This window comes from Ureibacillus sp. FSL E2-3493 (genome assembly GCF_038077515.1).
GTDB classification, from domain to species: domain Bacteria; phylum Bacillota; class Bacilli; order Bacillales_A; family Planococcaceae; genus Ureibacillus; species Ureibacillus halotolerans.
On the sequence record NZ_JBBOPK010000001.1, the window covers coordinates 3,532,546 to 3,557,831 of the forward strand.

Annotated in this window: 22 protein-coding genes and 1 pseudogene; 8 read left to right on the forward strand and 15 right to left on the reverse strand. The window is 35.1% G+C overall.

All coding sequences use genetic code 11. The features are described from left to right. Positions 1 to 4 precede the first annotated feature (4 nt). A pseudogene (locus tag MHH69_RS18190) lies at positions 5 to 195 on the forward strand (small, acid-soluble spore protein, H family). A 64-nt stretch (positions 196 to 259) separates the two neighbouring features. On the opposite strand, the gene MHH69_RS18195 reads toward MHH69_RS18190, so the two are convergent. The 3 genes from MHH69_RS18195 to MHH69_RS18205 form a co-directional block, all read right to left on the reverse strand. Continuing rightward, the gene (locus tag MHH69_RS18195; protein WP_122973087.1) at positions 260 to 1,054 is read right to left on the reverse strand and encodes a nucleotidyltransferase domain-containing protein; all 795 of its coding nucleotides are present in this window, start codon (positions 1,052 to 1,054) and stop codon (positions 260 to 262) included. Between the two features lie 166 nt (positions 1,055 to 1,220). Next, positions 1,221 to 1,445: a DUF1540 domain-containing protein gene (locus MHH69_RS18200; protein WP_122973089.1), complete on the reverse strand. Its 225-nt coding sequence runs from the start codon at positions 1,443 to 1,445 to the stop codon at positions 1,221 to 1,223. Between the two features lie 194 nt (positions 1,446 to 1,639). After that, on the reverse strand, positions 1,640 to 6,052 hold the full coding sequence (locus MHH69_RS18205; protein ID WP_122973091.1) for a S8 family peptidase: 4,413 nt from the start codon (positions 6,050 to 6,052) through the stop codon (positions 1,640 to 1,642). Between the two features lie 783 nt (positions 6,053 to 6,835). On the opposite strand from MHH69_RS18205, the gene MHH69_RS18210 reads away from it, so the two are divergent. Beyond that, positions 6,836 to 7,375: an ECF transporter S component gene (locus MHH69_RS18210; protein ID WP_122973093.1), complete on the forward strand. Its 540-nt coding sequence runs from the start codon at positions 6,836 to 6,838 to the stop codon at positions 7,373 to 7,375. 73 nt (positions 7,376 to 7,448) lie between these two features. Here MHH69_RS18210 and sfsA read toward each other — a convergent pair whose 3' ends face one another. Beyond that, entirely contained in the window at positions 7,449 to 8,138 is a 690-nt protein-coding gene (gene sfsA, locus MHH69_RS18215; protein WP_341362881.1) for a DNA/RNA nuclease SfsA, read from the reverse strand. Positions 8,139 to 8,489: 351 nt separating this feature from the next. Here sfsA and MHH69_RS18220 point away from each other — a divergent pair, with 351 nt between their 5' ends. Continuing rightward, positions 8,490 to 9,233, forward strand: a complete 744-nt coding sequence (locus tag MHH69_RS18220; protein WP_122973097.1) for an SDR family NAD(P)-dependent oxidoreductase — start codon at positions 8,490 to 8,492, stop codon at positions 9,231 to 9,233. A 283-nt stretch (positions 9,234 to 9,516) separates the two neighbouring features. Next, on the forward strand, positions 9,517 to 10,713 hold the full coding sequence (locus MHH69_RS18225; RefSeq protein ID WP_277749725.1) for a globin-coupled sensor protein: 1,197 nt from the start codon (positions 9,517 to 9,519) through the stop codon (positions 10,711 to 10,713). Between the two features lie 47 nt (positions 10,714 to 10,760). Here the strand turns inward: MHH69_RS18225 and MHH69_RS18230 are convergent, their stop codons facing one another. Both MHH69_RS18230 and MHH69_RS18235 read right to left on the reverse strand, forming a co-directional pair. After that, entirely contained in the window at positions 10,761 to 11,264 is a 504-nt protein-coding gene (locus MHH69_RS18230; RefSeq protein WP_122973100.1) for a hypothetical protein, read from the reverse strand. Positions 11,265 to 11,439: 175 nt separating this feature from the next. After that, positions 11,440 to 12,858: a polysaccharide deacetylase family protein gene (locus MHH69_RS18235; RefSeq protein WP_341362882.1), complete on the reverse strand. Its 1,419-nt coding sequence runs from the start codon at positions 12,856 to 12,858 to the stop codon at positions 11,440 to 11,442. A 178-nt stretch (positions 12,859 to 13,036) separates the two neighbouring features. Here MHH69_RS18235 and MHH69_RS18240 point away from each other — a divergent pair, with 178 nt between their 5' ends. Then, positions 13,037 to 13,888, forward strand: coding sequence for a dimethylarginine dimethylaminohydrolase family protein (locus MHH69_RS18240; protein WP_122973104.1), 852 nt, complete (start codon positions 13,037 to 13,039; stop codon positions 13,886 to 13,888). Positions 13,889 to 13,942: 54 nt separating this feature from the next. Here the strand turns inward: MHH69_RS18240 and MHH69_RS18245 are convergent, their stop codons facing one another. The 4 genes from MHH69_RS18245 to MHH69_RS18260 form a co-directional block, all read right to left on the reverse strand. Then, positions 13,943 to 15,157, reverse strand: a complete 1,215-nt coding sequence (locus tag MHH69_RS18245; protein WP_136292374.1) for an ISL3 family transposase — start codon at positions 15,155 to 15,157, stop codon at positions 13,943 to 13,945. Between the two features lie 207 nt (positions 15,158 to 15,364). Continuing rightward, positions 15,365 to 16,192 (reverse strand): MetQ/NlpA family ABC transporter substrate-binding protein, encoded by an 828-nt coding sequence (locus tag MHH69_RS18250; RefSeq protein WP_122972097.1) that lies wholly within the window; start codon positions 16,190 to 16,192, stop codon positions 15,365 to 15,367. Between the two features lie 17 nt (positions 16,193 to 16,209). Next, entirely contained in the window at positions 16,210 to 16,872 is a 663-nt protein-coding gene (locus tag MHH69_RS18255) for a methionine ABC transporter permease (RefSeq protein ID WP_122972096.1), read from the reverse strand. Beyond that, positions 16,865 to 17,605, reverse strand: a complete 741-nt coding sequence (locus MHH69_RS18260; protein WP_341362883.1) for a methionine ABC transporter ATP-binding protein — start codon at positions 17,603 to 17,605, stop codon at positions 16,865 to 16,867. Before MHH69_RS18260 ends, MHH69_RS18255 begins: the two co-directional genes overlap by 8 nt. Before the next feature lie 243 nt (positions 17,606 to 17,848). Here MHH69_RS18260 and MHH69_RS18265 point away from each other — a divergent pair, with 243 nt between their 5' ends. Next, positions 17,849 to 18,526 (forward strand): hypothetical protein, encoded by a 678-nt coding sequence (locus MHH69_RS18265; protein ID WP_122972094.1) that lies wholly within the window; start codon positions 17,849 to 17,851, stop codon positions 18,524 to 18,526. Between the two features lie 21 nt (positions 18,527 to 18,547). On the opposite strand, the gene MHH69_RS18270 is transcribed toward MHH69_RS18265, so the two are convergent. The 5 genes from MHH69_RS18270 to MHH69_RS18290 all read right to left on the reverse strand — a co-directional run bounded on the left by MHH69_RS18270 (position 18,548) and on the right by MHH69_RS18290 (position 22,964). After that, positions 18,548 to 19,156 carry a hypothetical protein gene (locus MHH69_RS18270; RefSeq protein ID WP_122972093.1) on the reverse strand — a complete coding sequence of 203 codons (609 nt, stop codon included), beginning with the start codon at positions 19,154 to 19,156 and terminating at the stop codon, positions 18,548 to 18,550. A 13-nt stretch (positions 19,157 to 19,169) separates the two neighbouring features. Further along, complete coding sequence (locus MHH69_RS18275) at positions 19,170 to 20,342, reverse strand: ParM/StbA family protein (RefSeq protein WP_122972092.1); 1,173 nt, start codon at positions 20,340 to 20,342, stop codon at positions 19,170 to 19,172. A 384-nt stretch (positions 20,343 to 20,726) separates the two neighbouring features. Then, positions 20,727 to 21,815: a DUF4179 domain-containing protein gene (locus MHH69_RS18280; RefSeq protein WP_341362884.1), complete on the reverse strand. Its 1,089-nt coding sequence runs from the start codon at positions 21,813 to 21,815 to the stop codon at positions 20,727 to 20,729. Continuing rightward, on the reverse strand, positions 21,812 to 22,366 hold the full coding sequence (locus MHH69_RS18285) for a sigma-70 family RNA polymerase sigma factor (protein ID WP_122972090.1): 555 nt from the start codon (positions 22,364 to 22,366) through the stop codon (positions 21,812 to 21,814). Before MHH69_RS18285 ends, MHH69_RS18280 begins: the two co-directional genes overlap by 4 nt. A gap of 226 nt (positions 22,367 to 22,592) precedes the next feature. Then, positions 22,593 to 22,964, reverse strand: a complete 372-nt coding sequence (locus tag MHH69_RS18290; protein WP_122972089.1) for a winged helix-turn-helix transcriptional regulator — start codon at positions 22,962 to 22,964, stop codon at positions 22,593 to 22,595. A 190-nt stretch (positions 22,965 to 23,154) separates the two neighbouring features. On the opposite strand from MHH69_RS18290, the gene MHH69_RS18295 reads away from it, so the two are divergent. Both MHH69_RS18295 and MHH69_RS18300 read left to right on the forward strand, forming a co-directional pair. Continuing rightward, the gene (locus MHH69_RS18295; RefSeq protein WP_122972088.1) at positions 23,155 to 24,348 is read left to right on the forward strand and encodes an MFS transporter; all 1,194 of its coding nucleotides are present in this window, start codon (positions 23,155 to 23,157) and stop codon (positions 24,346 to 24,348) included. Positions 24,349 to 24,437: 89 nt separating this feature from the next. Continuing rightward, positions 24,438 to 25,280, forward strand: coding sequence for an aldo/keto reductase (locus MHH69_RS18300; protein WP_122972087.1), 843 nt, complete (start codon positions 24,438 to 24,440; stop codon positions 25,278 to 25,280). Positions 25,281 to 25,286 lie beyond the last annotated feature (6 nt).

Below are 25,286 nucleotides of genomic sequence, written 5' to 3' on the forward strand. Positions count from 1 at the left end.
TCAATTGGACTACAATCGTGCCCAAGAAATATATGCTTCCCCAAAGGAATATGAAGTCAGCTATAATGGTGTTTCCGTGTGGATCGATAAACTTCATGACGATGGGAAGACGGCTACTGTTATTTACGACGTTCCCTCGAAGAACGTTCTGAAGTAGCCATTTCAGAACTTAAAGAGGAGTACCTCGTTCAATAAAGAATCATCCCACTGGATTATAGTATCTAGTGGGGCGATTCTTTTCATACTCAGAAACACTCACTCAAGATTCATTTAAAGTCCATACCTTTTTTAAAGTTTGTCTGAATAAGTGATCTAACTTCTCCGTAGAATTCTTCTGTTCTTCCGTTACCGTCTGAATATAACTTTTTATACGCATACATTCATCTTTTATATAATGATTCAAAACGGGAATGGGTTCTATTAATTCGATTCCTACCTCTGAATTCCTTCGATTCAACAGTTGTTCCACTTCCCATTTCGCTTTTTTATTGTCCATCATAGGCAGCAATTCTAAAATGGCGATAGGGGGAACTGTTTGGAACTTTTCAATCCATCTACAGGCCAGTAAAGACTTAATGGCATAAAGATAGATTTTAACTTTCACTGTAGAACGTTGAAGATATGTTTTGTAGTTATTATTCGCTACATTCAAATAGTGATGTAGGCTAGCAGTCGATGAAAACACATCTGATTGCATTAAACGCAACTGTTCAACAAAAAAATCATTTTGATAATAAATTATTTCACTTTTCAACCATTCTAAAATGGTCGGGTTACTTTTTCTAAAAAGACGTAACGCTTTCGTTATCTCCCAGCCATTAATGTCTAAATAATCATTTATTGGGAATTCCATGCTGTCTTTCTTCGAACCTACTCCTTGTGGATCAATGGAAAGATACCAGTTTGGATGATGAACATAAATAAAGCGAACATCATAATCACTATTTTCTGCTGCAAATCCCCAAGCCCGGCTTCCCGACTCGACGGCATACAAAATTTTTATAGAATATTTCTCTTCTAATTCCATCAATTTTTTTAAAATAACTTCTTTCATCGTGACAGCTCTCTCTTTTTGTTTTCGTTTAAATGGGTTCTCATATCATCATACATAACCATATAAGAAAGGACTAAAGGAAAAATCCCTTTAGTCCCTACAACAACCTCAATGTTCGAACAGCCTTGCCTTCATGTCGTAACAAATTGAATTAAATAAATTCAATTTATTTTTCACGTTCGTTTTTTGGTTCAAACGTTTTACAGCATGTGTCTTGGGAATGATTTGCTTCTTCTGTAATCTTATCGAAATCAAGATCCGAAGCAAACTCTGTATTTCTATTTTTGGAATGGTAATCCATATCGATTTGGATTTTTTCTGCTCCACAAAGATTACCCTTTTTATGGAAAATACAGTTCGATACAGCACAGCTTACTTCTACATTTGGCATAGCTATCCTCCTCATTGATATGTCGTGAAAAGTAAAAATGAGCATTTTTAAAATCCTCATTCAAACTCTTCAAATTGTATTTTGTCCAATTCAAAAGTTTTTATTTTGAAAGTATGACTCCTTTTAAGGAAAAAACGTTTTTAATAAAAAATACCACCAAAGAATGATTCTTTGATGGTACTTACTATTTTTAATTACTCTTCTTTTTTATCTGATGTATCTTTTTTTACATCAGTAGTTTTAGCTGGCTGCTCTACGTTGATATAAAGTTTACCTGCTGCTTTCTGGCGTGTTTCATTGTTAAAGCTATCAACAGCCTTTACCTCAATTTGGGCACCGTCAGCGACAGCTCCTGATGGTACTGTATAATAGCCAACGTAATGACCAGGACTCATTTCCATTAAAGGAAGCTCTGTTGCATTTTGAGCCTGAGCTTTTGTATTTGTTAACGGCATATGCACCATAAACGTAGCTCGTAGTCCTGGTTCACTATCAAATTCAATCATGACACTTTTACCTGTTTGAATGTAAAGATCTTCCGCAGGCTTCACATTTTCAATAACTGGTGCATCATAGTCTACACTTACTGTCATTTTCTTTGTTATGCGATTTCCTGCTAAATCTTGAGCAACTACTTTAATTTCATTTGATCCGTTCTCTAAAATAATACGTTTTGAGAATTGACCATCCTTAACAGATGCTGCTTGTCCATTTACTTTAACATATTCTAAATTAGCATCTTCTATTGTACCTTTTACCGTTACCGTCTCACGATTAATTTTGCTGCCATCTGTTGGTTCAGTAATCGCAACAGCTGGTTTCACTGTATCTAACGTAACGGAAATTGGCGCAGACTCTCCAGTTGTACGGCCGTCTAAAGTTGAAACTGCTTGTAACTCGTTTTGACCTTCAGCAAGCGTTACTGGAATTTCAAATTGTCCATTCTGTTCTACAACAACCGATCCTGCAGTCTCACCATTATGCTTTAATTCAATTGTTGTTGTCGGAGAAGCAGTACCTGTTACGGTTAAACTTTTTTCATTTGTAATAAAGCTATCAGTTGGCCCAGTAATTACTGGTGCATCTACCTCATAGCTAACACGGGCACGAATCATATAGTTTCCTTCCTCTGCTGGAGATGGAGTCCAAGCACCGGAAACAAATTGATAACTTCTCGCCGCATTTTCACCGTCTTCATCAGTTGCTAAAGCAGGTGTATTAGGATTTGGCTTAGTTTGAATGTAAACCATGTAGAAATCCCCGTTTACAATAATATTATGTTCACGTAAATCTACAACAGTCCATTCACCATTACGCAATGCCGTTGCATCGATTGGTCCAGCGATTTTTTTACCTGGTGCACCATCTGCTCCTGTTGCATCCCAAACTTCTACTTTAAATTCAGTACCTCCAGGTGTTGGGAATGACGTATCCCAGAAACGGAACACCCCATCCGTTACAATCCCACTTTCTTCGCCTTCAGGGAGAGACATTTTCACTGCCCAGCCATTTCCTGCATCATAAAACGCACGGGCATTTTCAGCAGTACCGTCATCATAGCCAATTTCTCCACCAGGATACGTGTAGAATGGCTCCAGACTAATATCCATCGTTGCACCATCGCCATCGATGGAAACCGCTACTTCTTGACTATGGTAACCGTCTGCAACAACTTTCAACGTATAGTCACCTTCATATGCAGTAATCGAATAGCCACCATTTGTATCTGTTACAGCTGGTGCAATATTCGCATCTTCTACAAGAAGTATCGTTGCTCCTTCAATTGGTTCTCCCGTTTGTTGATCAGTAATGGAACCTGTCACTGTATTTTGTGGTAATTCTTCCAACGTAAAGTTTGCAGAAACTGAACTATCTGCCTCTAACTCAATTGTTTGTTGCTCCGATGCAAATCCGTAAGCTTCCGCTTTGACTGTGAAATCACCGGCGCTATGAGTTAAAGAGTAGGAACCATCTGCTGGATTTGTATAAACAGAACGTCCTGATTCAAGAACACTTACTTGTGCTCCTAATGGAAGTAGGGTTGGATTCGCCACTTCTTCTACAATAGGGCCCGGTGCCTTTTCAGGTAATACCGGTTTAATTGTTTTTGGATCGATAGGCTTATCTGTTTTTTCTTTTTCTGCTTCAACAGCTTTTTCTTTTTTAGTTAGTTTTGGTACTTTTTCTGTTTTTACCTCCTTAATGATGCCTAACTGTTTCTTAGACAGTGACGAATCAGATAACGCTACATCATCAATATACCAGCCGTCGCGTAACACACTACCGTCTGAGTATGAATTAAACCCAATATATACTCGTTGACCAGCGTATTCCGATAAATCAACTTCTGCACTTAACCAGCCATCAGAGACACCGTTTACTTGAAGTAATTGCGTCCAATTTTCTAAATCTGTTGAAATGACAACATGACCGTAATCCCAAGCTCTTCCTGTAGAAGACTTCTCAAAATTATGCCAATGTTTGAATTGTAAATAAGCGTTGCCCTCTGGTAAATCAACTGGAGGCATCACTAGCGTTGCATTCATGTTGTTATCATAGGTTCCTTCTAGATTTGTTGCATATACTTTTTCACCTGATGCAGCGTTACCAGGGCCTGATGTCGGTACACCCCACTCCCAGCTATCTGCATTACCGAACGAATACCAGCCAGTCGGTTGGCTTTCAAAATCGGTAAAGTAACCTGTCGTAATACCCGGTTTTACTTCAATCGTATACTCATCACTTGTCACTTCATTATTTCCAAAGTCATTAATTGTCCAGAAATACGTGAAAGATGAGCCCGTAATTAAGCTACCTGGTACAACAACGCCAAACTCTCCAGATTTATAATCTCCAGAAAGACGACCTGCTTCGATTGATTGGACATCACCATTTTCATCTGTATAATTTAACTCTACAGATGAAATACTAATATTATCTGAGATAGATAGAGATAAAGATAGATCCATTCCTTCAAAAGTTTCTTCAGGTGCAACATGCTCGAAAGTCGGTGCTTCTGTATCTTCACCTTGTTTCGTCACTTGTCCTTCAATTGTTCCTAAACCAGAAATAATGGAAGATACAGCTGCATAAGCATCTACTAAACCATAACCGTAACCGTGGTTTGGAGATTCCGGATACTCTTCATCTGTTAATGGGGTTGCCGTGTTTAATAGAATTTCTTCCATTTCATCGACAGTTATATTCGCATTTACTTGACGAAGGAGTGCAGCTACACCAGACACTGCAGGACCTGACATGGAAGTACCATTCCATCCACCTTCATAGGCTCCACCAGGTACAGATGAACGAATGTTTACACCAGGGGCTGAAATATCAGGTTTAATTTCATCATATGGAGAAGGTCCACGCAGGGAGAAACTCGCTACTTTATTGTTAATATCCGTTGCACCTGTTGCAAAGGATTCAGGGTAGTTGGCAGGAGCTGCAACAGATCCTGGACCACCTGGATTTGATAACGTTGTATTTCCAGCTGAGAATTCTGGGAAAATTTCAGCTGCGCGCCAGTTAATCACGACATCTCGATACCATTCATCTAAACCAGGTCCACCACCCCAAGAATTGTTTACAACATCTGGAGCTAGGTCGACACGGGCATTGCCTTCAGAATCCGTTGGAGCTAAAATCCATTCTGCCGCTTCTAAAAGGTCTGCATCTGTACCTCCAGCTGCAGTAAATGCCTTAACAGCAATAAATTTAGCACCTGGAGCAACACCTATTTGATTTGTTCCATCTGGTTCGCTACCAACCATTGTTCCCGTTACATGGGTACCATGGCCTTGATCATCATAAGGTTCGTCTTGGCCGGCAGTTGCATCGAACCAGTTATAATCATGATCGACCTCACCAGTAGCAGCATTGTAACCACGATACTTTTCCTTCAATGCTGGATGATCCCATTGAACACCGGTATCAATACTTGCCACTACAGTACCGGAACCATCGATACCCATCTCCCAAGTTTCAGGAGCTTTTACACGTGAGACATTCCATTCGACATTGGCAACTTCTGATGCTGGTGCTGGAGCATCTTCTACGACTGTTGCTTCTAATTGTCGAGTTTCATTTGGAAGTACTTTTTCAACTTCTGCAAAAGTAGCAATCTTTTCTGCAATCTCTTTAGTTGCAGTTACTGCCATCCCATTAACAATGTAGTAAGAATCAAAATCATCTACATTTCCCTTTTTCGCTTCTTGTTCAAGAAAATCGATGACTGATCGTTGTGATTCGATGGAAGTTGATTTTAATTCGGAGACAACAGCTGAACGTTGTACTAATTTCGCATTTTGAGCGGATAACTTCTTTTCCTTTGCAGTTTTTCTTGCTTCTTTCGCTACTTCTTGAGCCTCTGCTTTATCCTTAAATTTTACAAGGAAAGTTACTTTCTCTTCATCTTTAAAATTAGTTAGCAAACGGTCACTAATTTTATCCTTTGCAAGAACATTACTTACACTTGATTCTCGTAAAGATTCATGAAGTTTATTTGTCGATTCCGCACTAGCAACACTAGGTGCGATAAGGGAAAACGCTACGAGTAAAGATGCTGTAATATTAAACGCTTTGGTTGAACGTTTCTTCTTTTTCACATATTCTCCTCCTTCCGATTTTTAACAACGACCCGTTCACCTGACGTTCAACTAAAAAAACACCTTGTCCCTCCTTCCTAAACGATAATCCAGGCAAACAGAAAACAAAGGTGTCATCATAATCTCTAGTTGTTAACAATAACTATATTCGATTGAAAAGCTAATTTCTGTCTAATTTTGTAAGTAACTTTCAATATTTTGGTAATTTGAATAATTGGTACCATTTATTAAAATACTTATAAGTATTAAGTGGTAAAAGGACAATAGTTAGAAGTTACCAATTATATGAATAATTCAACAAATAGAATAGGATACAAGTTTACAATGTAATAAAAATAAATCGTTCTACCTATCATCAATTCTATCAGCATAATTTAGCGCTCTATAAACTACTAGTAGATAAGGGAGAAAAGTATTAAATTCCCTTCATTTTTATAATAATTTACAAGTCTACTATTTTATCTCATTTCAAAAACAAGGACTATTCAACTAATTTTTGATTACTATTCATTACTTTAAAAAGTATAAAATAAGGAGAAATTTCCTTAAAAGTTCCTTCTCGTTTTTCCTATTTTCGACATATTTATAACGACTTCAGGTTGTAGATTTACCGAATCATTACGAAAACTTATTGAGAAATTTGAAATTAATTTCATTTATTATTTACAAGTGATATTTTTCTAGATTAAAACTGACCACTGTATTTTTAAAAAAATTGATACTTTTATAAATACCAGTCCTTTGCTATGTTATCTGTAACATTAAATAAGGTAGGTAACCATTATGCAAAAAATACAAAACCAGTCCAATACACGTTCCCAAACATTCGATATGGTTGTATCCGCAATGCTCATAGCCCTCGTCTTTGTTGCGACGGTTTTTTTAAATATTAAACTACCCATTACGGCAAATGGTGGTTTAGTCCACCTTGGAACAGCGATGCTCTTTATCGCCTCCATTCTTTTCGGTCCTAAAAAAGGAGCGATTGCTGGCGCTGTTGGTATGGGATTATTTGATCTAATCTCAGGCTGGACATTATGGGCACCTTTTACTTTAGTTGCCCGCGGCTTACAAGGATATGTTGTTGGGAAAATTGCTTGGTCGAAAGGACGTAATGGAGGTAGCGTTACTTTAAATCTAATTGCAGCTATCCTTTCCGTTCCGGTTATGTTAGCAGGCTATTATATTTGTGAGGGGATTCTTTTTCATAACTGGATTGTCCCAGTAGCCTCTATTCCAGGAAACATTGTACAAAATGTAGTCGGAATCGTTGTTGCAATTCCCGTTTGTGCTGTACTAAAAAAAGTATCTTTTTTCAAATAATGATGAAAGGAGGGGCTTTTAAATCGGGCTCCCTCCTTTATCCGTATAAATAGATTTTCTTCTCGTCAACTTCTTATGCTAAATAGACTGGAAGTGATTCGTTTAATACTAATCCGTCTTTTTTAACAATCGAATCATAAGCTAAAATCTGTACCCCTTGTTCGTATGCTTGTAATAAAGCATCTGCAAAGGCTGGGTCTGTTTTTCTATTAGGGGTGAACCCATGGCATCCTTTTAATTGGACAATAAATAAAATGGTACAACTATATCCTTCACACACTGCCTTTATCAACTCTAACACGTGCTTAGTTCCCCTTGTTGTAGGAGCATCAGGAAACATCGCCATTCCATCCTTTTCTAAAGTAACTCCCTTAACTTCAATAAACCCTTTTTGATCATCATGTTCAAAAAATAAATCAAAACGGGAAGCTCCATAAGTCACTTCTTTTTTAACCGAATTTACCATCCTAAATTCTAATAGTTTCCCTTCCTTTAATGCGTTAAAGGCAACCATATTTGGAGCTTGAGAATCAATATTGACCCAATCTCTATTCTTTATAACGGCTATTAAGGAAAATTTTGTTTTCCGGTTAGGATTATCACTTCGTTCTAAAAGAACTTCCGCATCTGGAAGAAGAAGTTCTCTTAAACGTCCAGTATTTTTCACATGTACCCTTTCTTTTACCCCATTAATAAAAACTTCTGCGATAAGTCGATTTATACGTTTACTAAATCTTCCTTCAACTATTTCTCCATATTGCATTTTGTCACTTCTTTCTCGCTTCTTTTTCTCTCTTGTTCCCTAAGTATAACAAGAAGCGATTTTCTCCTATAACCCTCTTTTATAAAAAATTATTCAACAAAATTATCATTTTTGTTCGTTAAGCTGCATTTATGCCAATTCTGTTTACCTTCCTTTTTTAAAATGGTGGTACATTTAATTTGTTTATAAAAGTAAGAGGGATTGGTTTAAAACTAGGAAATTAAATATTGAAAAAAAGCTGTGAAAGAAGGTGCAAAAACTTTTGCTAAAACTTCTTTTAAGTATATAAAGAGGAAAAGTATAAAGAATATATAGGAGCATGAAAATTTCTTAAATAATGGAGGCAATAATATGACAGATTTAAAGGGCAAAGTAGTCATTGTTACGGGCGGTGCATCTGGTATCGGTTTAGCAACTGCAAAAGCCTTTTTAGACAAAGGTTCTAAAGTTGTAATCGGTGATTATAACAAGGAAACTGGAGAAAAAGTAGTCAATGAATTAAAAGATCAATATGCGGATGTTTTATTTATAGAAGTGAATGTAGCTGATGAGAAATCCGTTGAAAATCTTGTTTCACAAACGGTTTCCCAATTCGGTCAATTAGATATTATTTTTAATAATGCTGGAATCGGTATTCAAAAACCGACTCACGAATTAACAGATGAAGAATATAAACGAGTGATTGCTGTTAACCAAGATGGTGTATTTTATGGAATGAAATATGCCCTTCGTGAAATGCTTAAAACAGGTGGAGGCTCAATCATTAATACTTCATCGATTTTAGGTAGTGTTGGTGAACCAACGTCTATCCCTTATGCAGCAAGTAAAGGAGCTGTTAACTTAATTACAAAATCAGCTGCTTTAGAATACGCTGATCGTAATATTCGAGTAAATGCCGTAGCACCTGGCTTTATTGAAACAGGTTTAGTTAATAAAGAAGCCCTTGGTGAGTTTTACGATGGATTAGTTGCAAAACACCCAATCGGTCGTTTAGGGAAACCGGAAGAAATTGCCCATGCCGTTGTTTTCTTAGCTGAAAATGACTTTGTTACTGGCACAACAATTCTTGTTGACGGTGGATATACAGCGAAATAAAGAGTTTGAATAAACAATAGAGCAAAGTGATGATTAAAATCGCTTTGCTTTTTTACTTTTTCCTAACTTATACGTCAAATTTTCCCATTAAATGTTAACTTCAAGTCTGTGTATCTATTCAAAATAAATTTTAATGGACGATAAATACATTACTATATATTTTTTAAAAGGGAGTATCTCATGAGTATATTCACGAAAAAAAAACAAACAACGAAGCTAAAAGAAGAAGCGGCCAAACAAAAACAACAGGTAAAAAATAGACATTCATCATTATCCTAACGTAATTCAACAGTTATCCATCATTGACCTCACATTAGAAGATTTAGCTGTAGCAAAGGCGTTACAACCACTCATTCAAGCCAACATTGAAGAAATTTATAATCCAATTTATAACCATTCCTTTGAAGGTATTCGAAAAGTAGTTGATATGACCCCTTTAGGCATTGATTTAGCAGGCTGTCAGCAATACGTCGTTAGCTTTTTTGATGGCATTATCGATGATCATTTTGCAGCCAAAAGATATCAAATTGGCAAATATTATTTAAAAGTTGGGGTCGAAGTAAGATGGTACCTTTGTACAAACCAAGCTTTTTTAAACAAGATTATTGATATCCTTCATGAAGAATATAAAGATGATATGGAAAGTTTAACATTAGCTTTTAAAGTCACAAATAAAATATTCAATTTAGAATTGCAACTTTGTTTAGCAGCTTTACAAGAACTGCAAAACGAAGAAGCAGCAGAGAAAGAAATGCAAGCGAAACAAAATGTGAAACAAAATATTGGGGCTATTACAGAAGAATTGGCAGCCATGTCAGAAGAAGTTGGAGCATCTGTCGCTGATACTATCATTCGTTCTGAAAGTATGAAGACAGACATAAACGAAGGTTTACAATCAGCGATTATTACTTCCGAAACATCTATGACTGGAAGAAAACAATTAGATTTAGTTATTGAACAAACCCTTTCTTTAAAAAATAGTGTAAATGACATTCAAACGAGTATCAGTTCATTGGAAGCAAATTCAAGAGAAATTGGAGATATTGTAGCGGTTATTACTTCCATTGCTGAACAAACAAATCTATTAGCGTTAAATGCAGCAATTGAAGCAGCAAGAGCGGGAGAACATGGTAAAGGATTTTCTGTTGTCGCAGCAGAAGTTCGAAAACTAGCTGAACAAACAAAAGATTCTTCAAGCGATATTAAAGAATTAGTTGCCTCTACAACGAAACAAATTGAAGAAGTGGTCAATCAAATAAACGAAGTTAATTCTAAAACACTATCAGTTAATCAAAACGTACAAGATACGGTGAATAGTTTTGACGAGATACTAACTGCAAGCAGTGCAAGTAAAGAGCAAAACGAACGAAACAATCAAGAAATCATTAAATTCACAAGTGCACTAAAGGAGATTGGTGAAGCAGGTCAAAAAGTAGCCGAATTAGCAGATGAATTAAATCAACAAATGCTGGAATATTAAAATACAGGGCCCCTAGTGGACCCTTTTTTCATTTTATTAGAACTCTATTATTCTACCTTTTGGTTAGCTATATTCATTTCAGTATATTCTTCCTCAGTTATAGCTTGAAATAATACTTTCATTTCAGCCATCCACAACGACAATTCAAAGCTCTTAGCATCTTCATGGAAATTACCTTCTAATTTAACCGTCTCCCCGTCCACAGTCGTATAGAATTCCAGCATACGTCCATCGGTTATTCCATTTAATTCATACTTTGTTTCCTTATACGCTTCTTCTGCACTTTCATTACGTTCCATTACATAGAGATTTCCCATCAACTCACCTTCACGAAGTGCTTGATTGATTTTCAAGAACAGTTGTAGTGAGCCATCCTTTGAAGTATAGATGTAACCGTAAATACTATTTAGTTCGGTGAAAAATTGGTTTATCCGTTCCTTTTCGATTTGTTCCGAGTGATCTTCCTTATCTTTCATAGAAAATGTGACCCATAAATAAGTAACACAAAGCAATAGAACAATTAGTATTAGCCACACCCCATATTTCTTCATTTCCCTTCACCCCCATATAAATAGTACTCTATTAGTTTATGTTAATCCTTCACTTAATAAATATAGGAGTAAAAATTTCCCCTTAACATAAAGAAGGACACCCTTAACTCCTCCATCTGGGATAGAGAGAAAGGGTGTCCTATTATTTTATTTTCCAAGAAATAATTTGTGGAAATTAGTTCGAATTTAAACTCGAAACTGTTACACATTCATATCCTTGTTCTTTTAAAAACTTCAATACTGGCTCTAATGCTTCTACAGTAGTGGCATGAATATCATGCATCAAAATGATAGAACCATCCTTTACATTTTCTTTTACGATACTTAAGATGGCTTTTGGATCGTGGGATTTCCAATCAAGTGTATCAATTGACCATAAAGTAGCCGGCATCCCACTTGCCTTATCAACCTGGGCATTTTTCGCGCCATAAGGAGGACGAAAAACAGTAGGATATTCTCCTGTAGCATCTAAAATGGCCTTATTCGTTTGTTCGACTTCTTTTTTAATTTCTTCATTACTTAGAGTAGTTAAATCTTTATGACTCCATGTATGATTACCTAATTCATGCCCTTTACTAGCTATCTCTTTAACAATATTCGGATAGAAGTCTACACGGTTACCTAGCATAAAGAAGGTAGCTTTCGCATCATATTTATCTAATAGTTTAAGAATTTTTTCTGTATTTTTTGGATGTGGTCCGTCATCAAACGTTAAAGCAACCCGTTTTCTATTCGTAGAAGTTTCCTTATTTAACGCCTTCTCTGAATCTTCTTCATGAGTTACTTTCGGTGGTACCTTTTGTTCATCAGTTTGAACTTTGACCTTTAGTTTATTTTTCCATTCATCTGTTAAGAAATCTTTAAACTGATCAATTGGTATGGATATTTCTGGAGATCCTGCAGCACCAGCAGTAATCTCATATTCATTAAATTTAAAGATAACTGACTTGTCAGTAAGATACATATTAGAGAAATGATTGTTCTCATCTTCAATCCAGTTCTTTAAATCTTCCTTGAAGAAGTATAGACTATATTCTTCCGATTGTTCAAAGGCATTTAGTAATAATTGATAGATTTTACCCCGATTTTGCTCGTTATCAATTAAAATATCAGTTTGTTGTATATATTGATGATTATGTATATCAACTAAAAATACTTTTGTACTTTGGAAGCCATTTGCTCCGACAACGTAACTTTCATTTGAAAATACAATAGAGTAAACATTTTCAGCTACTGGATAAATATTAAAAGATATGTTCAATTCCGCTATATTTTCTTTAAGAAATTCCTTATTGTTTTTTACTTCATTTAAGAAATTTTCTTTAGATTCCGTTACATAATCGGTAATCCCTTGATTTAATTGTTGATCTTTAAATTTTGGATAATGAACTGCCATATGGTATGTCGTTTCATCAGACACTTCCGATACGATATTCACTCCCGAGTAAGCAGATGCCTCCATCTTTTTACTACTACTCTTCTTATTAGAAGGGTCAATTCCATTACTGTCTACTAATATAAAATTGAATAATAGAATAGCTCCTAAAAATACAAAAATAGATAATATAAATATAATGATTTTTTTAGCTTTCATACATGACACCTTCTAATTTTCTTGTTGTAAACAGTTCCCATTATACGCTTCAAGTTATATATAAACAACATGAATTTGTAACAAGTTAAAAGAATATTTCCTTTCAATCAATTGGTCATAATAATCGAATTTTTAGGAAAAAATAAGGACTAAACGAAACAGATAGGATGTCTAAAAAATGGAAGAATATACTAACCATAAAACCTTTTGTATGAGTGAATATGATATGTTAAAACGAGTAATTCTTTGCCAGCCTCAATATATGACAATCCGGGAAGTCATTAATGAAACGCAAGAACATTTTATTGATGAAGGCATTCATATCGAACGGGCCCTTCAGCAGCATGAGGAATTTGTTAAAACCCTTAAAAATCATGATGTTGATGTGATTTTACTGCCCTACCATAAAAAGTATCCAGAACAGGTCTTCACACGGGATATTGGTTTTACATTAGGACAAACAATCTTTGTCGCAAACATGGCCACGGATGTTCGTGCAGGAGAGGAAAATGTATTAAAACAATGGTTAGAGGACGAAGAAATTTCCTATTATAATTTAGTTGAAGAGTTAATTGAAGGTGGAGATGTTGTGATAGATCGGGATACCGTATACGTTGGGCTAAGTAACCGAACAAACCAAAAAGCAGCTGACCAACTACAGCGTCTTTTAACTGACTTTCAGATTGTAACGATTCCTTTTAAAGAAAAATACTTGCATTTGGACTGTGTATTTAATGTTGTTTCCCCCGATGTTGCCCTAATCTATCCAAAAGCCTTATCACAAAAGGAAATTGATTTATTTGCCTCTCGTTATGATCTAATAGAGGTTTCGGAAGAAGAACAGTTTCAATTAGGTACAAATGTATTGAGTATCGGCAACAAACGATTATTCAGCTTACCTGTAAATGAAAATGTAAATAATCAACTGCGAAAACGTGGCTTCGAAGTAATTGAAGTAGATATTACGGAAATTATTAAATCTGGTGGTTCTTTCCGTTGTTGTACCCTTCCGATTTTACGAGAAAGTTAAAATAAAGGTTCTATGTCAAATGTTGGGGTGAAGTGATATTACACGGCACCCCGATTATCCTAAATGAATCCCAATTTTCTTAGATAAATTATTTAATAAAATTTTCGCTTTAAAGTGTTCATAGCTTCTAAAACCATAAGCATTACGCTTCAAAACTTTTGATTTATTATTAATTCCTTCTAAAAAACCATTTGAATATCCAAAACTTAAACTATTTAAAATTTCAACTTGCCAATTTTTTAGCGTTTGAATGGCCTTTAAAAATGCCGGAATATTTGCTTTTTCTACCTTTCGGTAAAAGGCTTCTAATCTTTTTTTTATTTCTATCAAATCATTTGAAGTTTTTGCCCAATCAAACCATTCGCAGTAAGCTTCTTTTAATTCATAGGCTTGCTTTAGTTCCTTCGACATTCCTATGTAACGATTTAAGTACCAACGATTCGTTTCTGTTAACTTATCAAATCGTTTATATAGTACATGACGCATTTTCTTACATTTCTTTCGATCATATGCATGCCATTCTTTTTGAACATTTCGACGTACTTCATCTAGTGCCCAGTAAATATAACGACAATAATGAAAGCGATCCGCAATAATAATCGGGCGATTTAACGCCTTCCTAACTGCTGCTTTAAAGCTTGGATTCATGTCCATAACCACAATTTCTACATCTGCACCGTATTTCATCAAGTAATCCTTAATGGTTTCTTTTCTACGATTTGGTAAAATATCAATTGGTTCATGTGTTTCCGCATTGGCAATAATTAATTGATAAGTTCCCGCATCGGTATCTGCTTTATATTCATCAATCGCGATACATTTTGGTAAATGAACCCCTTCATTTAATTGTTCCTTTACTACTTCTTTAAAGCGACGAATCACTGTTGAGCTTGATGTACCAAGTACTTCAGCTGCTTCTTTAAATGTTTTTGCCTTTATTGAACGGATTCGTACAACTTGATTCCATTCTTTCGAGAAACGTTGATATTTATCCACGAAAGGGGATTTTTCTGAAAAACGTTTCCCACATTGGCATACATAACGACGACGTTTATAAAAAAGGACGGTTAATCGTTCAAACCATTTTAAATGATTAATTTTTTGAATTCGATAATCATGGACTTTTGATGTTATATTCTTGCATGCTGGACATTGATGTTCTTTTTTTGGTATGGAAACGTGTAGAACAATACGTTCCCCCATCTCCTCCACCTTATGAACAGTTACACCTTTTAATCCTGGAATATTCATGTTAAAATTCATTTGCACGTATCACCTTTCATTGCTTGTTTCTCGACAATTCAAGTATATAGAAATCGGTGATTACGTGCTTTTTTATTTATGAAATTTTTTTAAACCCCAACAAATATTATAGAGCCAAAATAAAAAATACCCATATAAACGACCTAAATGTAAGCAATAGGTTGTTTATATGGGCTTTATTTTGTTCAAAAGCAATCTTTAAAAGAAACGTTTTTAGAAGGCAGGAATAGCCGTTTCATCATAATTTTCTTCTAAAAATTTTTTCACTTCTGGACTTGTCATCGCTTCCGCTAATTTTTGGATTGGTTCAGAGTCTACATTATCTTTACGCGCAACTAATGTAATGGCAAAGTCATTTTCCACTCCTTCAGTAAGAAGCGCATCACTTTTCGGCGTTAATCCAAGGGGTGCCGCATAAGCCGGTGTCATAACGACAGCATCTGCATCATCATACATTCTCGCTAACATTAATAAATCGACTTCTTCAAACTTTAAATTTTTTGGATTTTCAATAATATCTGCTTTCGTATAATAATTATCCGTTTTTTCTTTTAATTTTATGATATTATGTTGGGCTAATAAGGATAGTGAACGGTCAACGTTGGAAATGTCATTGGCAATCGCAACAACAGCACCTTCTGGTAACTCTTCGATTGATTTATAATTTTTTGAATACACACCGTAATTGGCAAAGTAAATTGGTTCAACAGAAACTAATTCTGCATCATTGTTTCGGTTGAACTCCTCCATATACGGAACGTGTTGGAAAAAGTTTGCATCTACTTCGCCTGCTGCAAGTGCACTATTCGGTTGGACGTTATCGCTTAATACAACTACTTCAAGTTGAATGCCTTCCTCTTCAAGTTTCGGTTTAACAAGGTCTAAAATTTCCGTCATTGGTGGGATTAATGAAGCTACTTTTAATGTCACTTCTTCCTGCTTTTGCTCTTGTCCACTTTCATTATTTTTTGCTTCATCTGTTTGGCCACAACCAGCCAAAATAAATAAACATACAGTTATAAGGGAAAGCACTTTTTTCATGATTTTTCCTCCAGTAATTATCTTTTATCAATGATTCTCGATAGGTTTGTACCAATAAATTGGATAAGCTGTACAAGTATGACCATTATTATGATCATATAAATCATTAAGTCGGTTTTAAACTGTTGGTATCCGTATCGAATAGCAAAATCCCCTATTCCACCGCCACCAACTACTCCCATGATTGTTGAATAGGAAATAAAACTAATAATCGAAGTAGTTAATCCGAGAACGAGTCCCGAACGAGCTTCTACATAAACAAATTTAAAAATTACTTCTCTAACAGATGCACCCATTGAAATTGCCGCTTCTATAACGCCTTTTGGGACATCCAATAACGATTGTTCGACCAACCGCGCATAATGGGCAATAGCGATTATCGATAGTGGAACAGTTGCTGCAGCCGTTCCAATAGCTGTCCCGATAATGAACCTTGTAAATGGTATTAAAAAGACTACTAATAATAAGAATGGAAAAGAACGGATTGTATTGACTAATAAATTTAACGTCGAGAAAAGCAAACGATTTTCAAGCATATTGCCCTTTCTGCTAAGGAAAAGTAACGTCCCGACTGGGAGACCGATTAGAACGGCTGCTATTATTGAAACCCCTACCATGACAAAGGTTTCCCCAATTGCTTGCCAAATTTCCGATTCATATTGAACTAAAGTATCAAGCATGGTCTATTTCAACATCCTTTGTTAGTTGTTCGACAAAGTATTCTGGGCTATTCTCTTTGCTTAATATCCCTGTGGGTTTACAAATCACCGTGTCATAAATTTCTCCGTCCGCCATGACCGTTACGCGATTACATATACTTCGAATGACTTCCATCTCATGACTGACGATAACAATTGTCACACCTAAACTTTTATTAATATTCTGTAATACCGTTAATATGTCCGCAGTAGTACTAGGGTCTAGGGCAGAGGTTGGCTCATCACATAGTAGAATTTGCGGCTTATTCGCTAATGCTCTTGCTATTGCAACACGCTGTTTTTGGCCGCCACTTAATTGGGAAGGATATTTATCCACTAAACTGTCCAAACCGACAAATTGAAGACATTCCATCACGCGGCTTCTACGTTCTGCCCTTGGATAGTCTAAAGGTACAACAACATTATCATAAACGGTTTTATTGGCAACTAGATTAAAATGCTGAAAGATCATTCCAATTGATTTACGAGCTTGTCGAAGTTTTTTCCTATTCATCCTTGTTAATCGTTGACCATTTACTTCTACTTCGCCTTCATCTGGAACTTCCAACAAATTCATCAATCTTAATAAAGTCGATTTACCTGCTCCACTTGCCCCAATGATGCCATGGATTTCTCCCTGATTAATCGTTAAAGAAACTGATTTTACTGCTTGAAATGTTGAAAAGCTTTTTGAAACACGATCTAATTTAAGCATAAAAAAACCCCTTTCTATGATGGGAAGGGTAGTGTCAATTCTTCTCATTATAGCCCAATAAAAGATGGTTGTCATTTCCGTTTAGTTTTCAAAGTAACTAAATACCTGCTCTACTTTTACCTTTTAGTAGTTAAATAATCCATTGTAAATTTATAATGATTTTTGAATAAAATCAAGGTATACATTTATACTAAGTAGGATTTAAAATTCTCTGTTGTAAAAGAGAAAGAAGGGCAAATTATTATGGATACCTTTATTTACTTTTTGCTTTCTATTGCTTTCATCTTTTTATTTATAATAGGTATCTTTTTAGCTAAACAGAATGGCTGGATAGACGTAAGTAATGTTCTATTACTCGTTATCGTAGCTTTGCTCTATGATAACGGAATTCTAGTTTTAGGAAAATTTATAGGGGAAGGCGATTTACTGAAAGCTTTAAATGAACTACGTTATTGGTTGCATGCTTTTGTTACGCCTCTACTTGTACTTTTTGCATGGCATACATTAGTTAATGCCAATATTAAATGGGCATCGAAAAAAATAGTACAGTTTCCCACTCTATTTCTTACACTTTTTTTCATTATCTACGAACTACTCTCACTAGTACCTAACCTCTCTTTAGAGCCTACTTGGAAGAATGGGGTTTTAAGTTATACAAAGAATGAAGAAGGCATTCCTGTTATGATCATTGGCGTATCCACAACATTATTAATCACTTCTATTTTCATTTGGTGGAAACAAAGATGGCCATGGTACTTTGTAGGCATTCTTTCTATGGGAATTGTCCCTATTTTAAATTTCCTTTTGCAAATCGATGCTCCGCATAATATATCTGAATTTCTTTTAATAGTTGCCCTGATTGCAACAAAGGCTTACCAACAAAAAATAGCACTAATACATGAAAAACCCCACCTTTCTTAAAAGGTGGGATTTAAAAATTTATTACTTATTCATTTTATTAAGAAAATCTCCTAATAAACTGTCGAGATCATTTTCCATGTTCGTCCGCTCTTCTTCCACCGCTATCGATTGATGTTGTGTTGCTTTGTCCCAATCAAAGGAGTCCAAATCATCCATCATTTCTACGTGCCCGTCAGTGGATGTTCCTTTAATAGAGTGTATATCGTCATCACCATATGACGTTTCCGTAATGGGCGACTCTTCATATGTCCCTTCTTGTAAATACAAAGCTTCATCTATATCTAAGGAGTTACTATTTAAAGATGATAACAAAGCAGTGGCACGAACAGGATCCATTAAAAGTTGATAAAGTATCGTTCCTAATAGCGCCTCTGAATGCTCATGTTTTAGCCAATCTCGTTGGGATTTGCTTAAGCTATGGGGAAGAGGAATCGTAATCGTTTCCCGTTCCTTCGAAAAGGATTGACCAACCCCTCGCAGGACAAATTCGGCAATTTTACTTGAAAAATTTCGTCTTTCAACTTCCTTTAGCTTTTGTAAATGTTTCAGCAGATGGTCAGGTGTATCAGAAGGGATACGAAAGGAAATGGCTTGTCCCCTTTTTATCTCATTAGAATTTGAGCTTTTCATATGATCACCCTAATTAATTTTTCACAGGCTCTTGAGGTGATTTAGGCTTTTCCATCTTTCGAACAAAATCAGTAATTAGTTTATAATAAGCATTGGCCATCATCCAAATGCTCTCTTTTTCATCTTCAAAAAATTCAATATTATATCCATCTAAATTGTTATTTAAGGTTTTAATATATTCTTTTAATACATTAGCTCCTCCACCAACAAAATAGCAGATTTCTGTTTGAGAATTTTTTTGCCATACATTTCTTAATAAACGATATTGCTTTTTAGCTAGTTCGAGTAAAATTCGGTCTGTAATATCATGGACACTTGTCCGGCTTCCCTTCACCATAATATGGTTCCGATCATTTTTTCTCGTAATAATTTCCACTACATCGCGACGGCTATCTAATTCAATACCATGTTTTGAGCGAATTTCTTCTCTAATTGCCTCTAAAGATTCGGATACACCGAGATTAAACCCTTGTGCTTTATCATCATCCACGTTTCGGTTTTTAATAACAGCAATATCCGTTGATAATCCGCCAATATCTTGGATAATAATTCTTTTATCGATTAAATCTTTATTAATAATTTTTAGTTGATTGTCCATTACTAGATTAATGTAAGCGGCAAATCCTTCTGGGTATATCTTTACTTCATTGAATTTAATATTTACCTTGAATCCTTGATATTTTGGTGTGACAAGAAACTCTACTTGGTGGACAGAACCAACTAGTTTAGAGCGATATCCTGCATCCTTTCCTTCCTTCACTTCACGTAAAGGTAGACCAGTTCCTAGGGTATAGTTTGCATCAATTACATTTTTTGTACGAGGAAAATGGCTAGTATTTTTTTCATTAACTGCATCTAATGCTAACGTTGCAAAAAGCATGACTAATGTTTGATCCTCTTCAGATTTTGCACTTCCTGGATCTAATTCTGTAGCATTGCCACTTTTCGTTGCCAAATGACCAACACGATAGATCGCATTATTTTCTTTCAATGCAGGGGAATGCACTTTAATATGAATTCCTTCCAAAGGATTTTTATTATCTAATTCTTCAATTCCAATTACCGGACGATCTTCCGTGTCAATTGCCATAATATTAGGAATATTCAACTCATACTCTAGCTCTCCAAAAATAGCTTTAATGGAATCATTACCAACATCAACAGCTGCAATTCGAGTGTTCATCATTTAATCATTCCTTTTCATTAGTTTAGTAAAACCTTACTTCTAACTTAAAGGTTATAGGAGATTTCTAAATTCTGCAATTGGCATCACCTAAAAGATATATAACTGTAAACATCTTGTAAACTGTTGTGATTTGTACACATTTCGGTAATCTTTAGTAACAAATTTGTTTACATCCCGCTGTTATCACATGTATACGAGTTTGTTTACATGTATACATAATTGCATACAAATAGTTTACTATTTGTAAACTTGAAAACATTTTTGTAGACGAAACGAATATTGGTATTTTTTTCAAAATAAAAACAACTATCCTTAAGATCAAAAATAAAAACTCAACAATTAGTATCGACTAATTGTTGAGTTTGGCTATTAATTTTGTAAATACTATTTTAAAGGTACCGTAATAGGTTCCATCTTAAATGGTTCTCCTATACGTTCTAATTTGCCGCCATTGCCCGCTTTTTTATTCACATGGACTATTGGCGTAATTGTTATGGAAGTAGCTTGTTCATCAAAGACATTCGTTGTAATACGCGATTTGCTCCATAAAGAATCAAAGTCAGTATTATGACCACCACCTCTATAATGCACAAAGTTATAATTACGTCCCAAATCATCGGATATCACATAGTCGATAGATACACTACGCCATTCTTCCCTCTCTTTAGTAAACAATTCTTCATCAACTTTTTCAGCAAAATAAAGTGTGGTTGAAACCGATGTTTCCGTCAGCTTTGTCACTGAAACCTCTATACCTTCAGCTTCTGTTTTTAAATGCTCTTTTGCAAGATTGAAAGTCTCCCTTTCAAGAGTATTTAACTTAAAATGGAAAGACCAGTTACCTTTCACTGATTGACTTGTATTACTTAAATCAACAATTTCATCTGATTGAAGAGTTATATGCACTTCCTCTGGTCTTGGTCCATGAATCAATTCGTAAATAAATAAAACCGCATACTCATGATCATTTACTTTTTCAACTATATAATTTTCTGAGAACCCGCCATATTTATGCGCATTTTTAAACTCTTCAGCGATAAAATCCCCAAATAAAACAGGCCTTTCCCCTAAATTTTGATTACTCTTTAGCGTGTATGCTACCGTAATATTTTCTCCATCATAAACTGCATCTGTTAATGTAACTTCTACTCCATTACTTTCTTGAGTAATGCCTAATTTTGAAGAAAATTCATCATACTTTTCGAATATATATTCCTCGTCATCATAAAACAGCTCAAAAACGTTCCCGACGATTGGAATGTTTGATGCAAAAGTAGGAAATGAAAAGCCAATTGTAATACTTGAAGCAATTAAAAAGGTAGCTGCAGCGACAAAATTTCTTGTTAAATGCTTTTTTCTTTTTACTTTCAAAACACTCCGTTTAATTCTCTCTTTTTCCAATTCACTCACTTCCATCGGCTCAACATCTATTTCGAAATTTAAACGATTCAATTGCTTATAAAGCTTTTTCATGTCAAAATCCCCCTTAAATAAATCTGTTGTAATCGTTTTTTCCCACGATATAAACGATTATCTATAGCAGCTTTTGACAAACCATGATGTTGGGCTATTTCTTCGTTCTTCATATTTAGAAAATATTTCATCGTTAAAATATCTTGGTCTAACTGATCTAACTTACTAATCATTTTTAGTAATTCCTCAGAAGATGTTTTCATTAAAAATTCTTCTTCTGCTGATTTTACGGAATCGATTGTTTCATCTATCTCGTATAATCGCGGCACTTTATATAACTTTCTTTGTTTATCAATCGCTTTATATTTAGCGATAGTACAAATCCATTTTCTAAAATCCTCCTCATTCCCCTTAAATTGTTTCGCATTCTCAAAGGCCCCTAAAAACGTATCGCTTGTACATTCTTCGATTATTTGAGGATCGTTATAGGATTTTAAAGTGTTATAGATAACCGCTTTTACGATTCCTATATAATTGTCTATTACATAATCTAGTGCTTCTTCGCGCTTTTTCTTTAGATGTTTTATAAAGTTTTCACTTGTCACTTTCATACAAACACCCCTTCTTAAACTATAAGGCCCTACATTTAAAACATCGTTCAAAGCCAAATTTATTCTCAACAATTATTTAAAAGTTTAAAAGAACAGCATGAAAATCCATTAACTATGTATAAAAAGTTATTAAGTTCAAGTTTATATTAAAAAAGGGAATAAAAGTAAAAAAATAGGCTAAATCCTTATCGATTTAGCCTGCTAAATTATATTAAATTGCCGCGCACTACTTTAAATGTTCATTTAAAACATTCTCTTCTAGAACAGCAAATTTATCACCATATATTTTTGTTATATGATTTTCTCCCCAAGAACAAAGGGCATCCAAAATTCCCTTTAAACTCCACCCATACTCACTTAATTCATATTCTACTTTTGGTGGTACTTGATTATATACGATTCGATTAATAACACCATCTTCTTCTAATTCCCGCAATTGTTGTGTTAACATCTTTTGTGTTATGTTCGGCATGAGACGTTTTAATTCATTTGTACGTTTCTTTCCGTGGGTTAAATGACATAAAATAACGCATTTCCACTTCCCACCAATCACTTCTAAAGTAGCTTCTACAGATATATTGTACTTCTTTTGTTGCATACGAAATCCTCCTTATAGGTACTTTAAAGTACCTATAGTACTTTTTTGTTCCTATATCACTTTAAAGTACGTACTTCTCTTTTAAATCTTTTTATCCCATAATAGCATCTGCGGGTTGAAAAGAACATATTCACTTCAGCGCTAAGTGAATCGGGCAACCGTTTTATTAAAATAATTGGGAGGAAAAAATATGTCGTCTATAGATAATAAGCGAAGTACTTTCGCCTTATTAGCCCTTGCAGTAAGTGCATTCGCCATAGGCACTACAGAGTTTATTAGTGTCGGGTTATTGCCTTTAATTGCTGAGGATTTAAATATATCTGTTACTACAGCGGGTTTAACTGTTTCTTTATACGCATTAGGAGTAACATTTGGAGCACCTATTTTAACTTCGGTTACTTCTAGAGTGCCCCGTAAAACTTTATTAATTTGGATTATGATTATATTTATTTTAGGGAATAGTATCGCAGCAGTTGCGACTAACATCGGGGTATTACTAACAGCTCGAGTGATTTCTGCCTTTTCCCATGGAGTTTTCATGTCTATCGGCTCAACAATAGCAGCTGATTTAGTACCAGAAAATAAAAGAGCTAGTGCCATTTCCATTATGTTTACCGGACTGACAGTAGCAACTGTTACAGGAGTTCCTTTTGGGACATTTATCGGCCAACAAATGGGTTGGAGAATCGCCTTTCTCGTTATTGTAGCAATTGGAGTCATTGCCCTTATCGCGAATAGTATTCTCGTGCCATCTGATTTACGAAAAGGGAAGCTTACTAAAATGAAAGACCAATTGAAATTAATTACAAATGGTCGTTTATTACTCATCTTTATTATTACTGCTTTAGGTTATGGAGGAACTTTTGTAGTCTTTACTTATTTAGCTCCATTATTACAAAATGTCACTGGGTTAAAAGAAGATACCGTTGCCGTTATTTTACTTATTTATGGTATAGCCATTGCGATTGGGAATATGGTTGGAGGAAAACTGTCGAACCAAAATCCTATTAAAGCATTATTTTACATGTTTATAATCCAGTCCATTATTCTATTCATTTTGTATTTTACAATCCCTTATAAAGTAGTTGGATTAATTACAATTTTCCTTATGGGACTAATGGCTTTTATGAATGTACCCGGATTACAAGTATATGTCGTCATGCTGGCAGAACGATATGTTCCTTCAGCAGTAGATGTAGCATCAGCTATTAATATTGCTGCATTTAATGCCGGAATCGCACTTGGTTCCTTCTTAGGAGGCCTTGTGACGAACTCTATAGGAATCATTCATACGACTTGGATAGGAGCTCTTATGGTTTTAGCAGCTGTAATGTTAACAGGATATAGCCGTTCACTTGAAAAAAAGACTCCTGGCTGTAATTAAGGTAGCACTTTAAAGTAAAATAAGGAGGTGATATGTAATTCAATTTTATTACATGTTTCATTGAAAATAAAAAAATGGAGGTATATATCATGGTAAAAAATTTACAAGACACAACAACATTGCATAACGGGGTTAAAATGCCTTGGTTTGGACTTGGCGTTTTTAAAGTAGAAGAAGGACCTGAATTAGTAAATGCCGTTAAATACGCTATAAAACACGGTTATCGCAGCATTGATACTGCTGCAATTTATCAAAATGAAGCGGGAGTAGGACAAGCAATCCGTGAAGGAATAGAAGAAGCAGGTATCTCTAGAGAAGACTTATTTATTACTTCTAAAGTATGGAACTCTGATTTAGGATACGAATCTACCCTTGCAGCTTATGAAACAAGTTTAAACAAGCTGGGTCTTGATTATTTAGATTTATACTTAATTCATTGGCCAGTAGAAGGTAAATACAAAGATGCTTGGAGAGCGTTGGAAACTCTTTATAAAGAAGGAAAAGTAAGAGCAATCGGCGTTAGTAACTTCCAAGTGCATCACCTTGAAGATTTACTAAAAGATGCAGAAATTAAACCAATGATTAACCAAGTGGAATATCACCCACGTTTAACACAACTGGAAGTTAAAACGTTCTGCCAAGACAATGGCATTCAATTAGAAGCATGGTCTCCATTAATGCAAGGTCAATTATTAGATCAACCAGTTTTAAAAGATATAGCGAATAAATATAATAAAACTGTGCCACAAGTCATCTTAAGATGGGACTTACAAAATGGAGTTGTGACAATTCCAAAATCCACAAAAGAGCACCGAATTGTGGAAAATGCTAACATTTTCGATTTTGAACTTACAAATGAGGATATGGAGCTTATTAATAGCTTAAATCAAAATTTACGAGTAGGTCCAGACCCTGATAATTTCGATTTTTAATTCAAT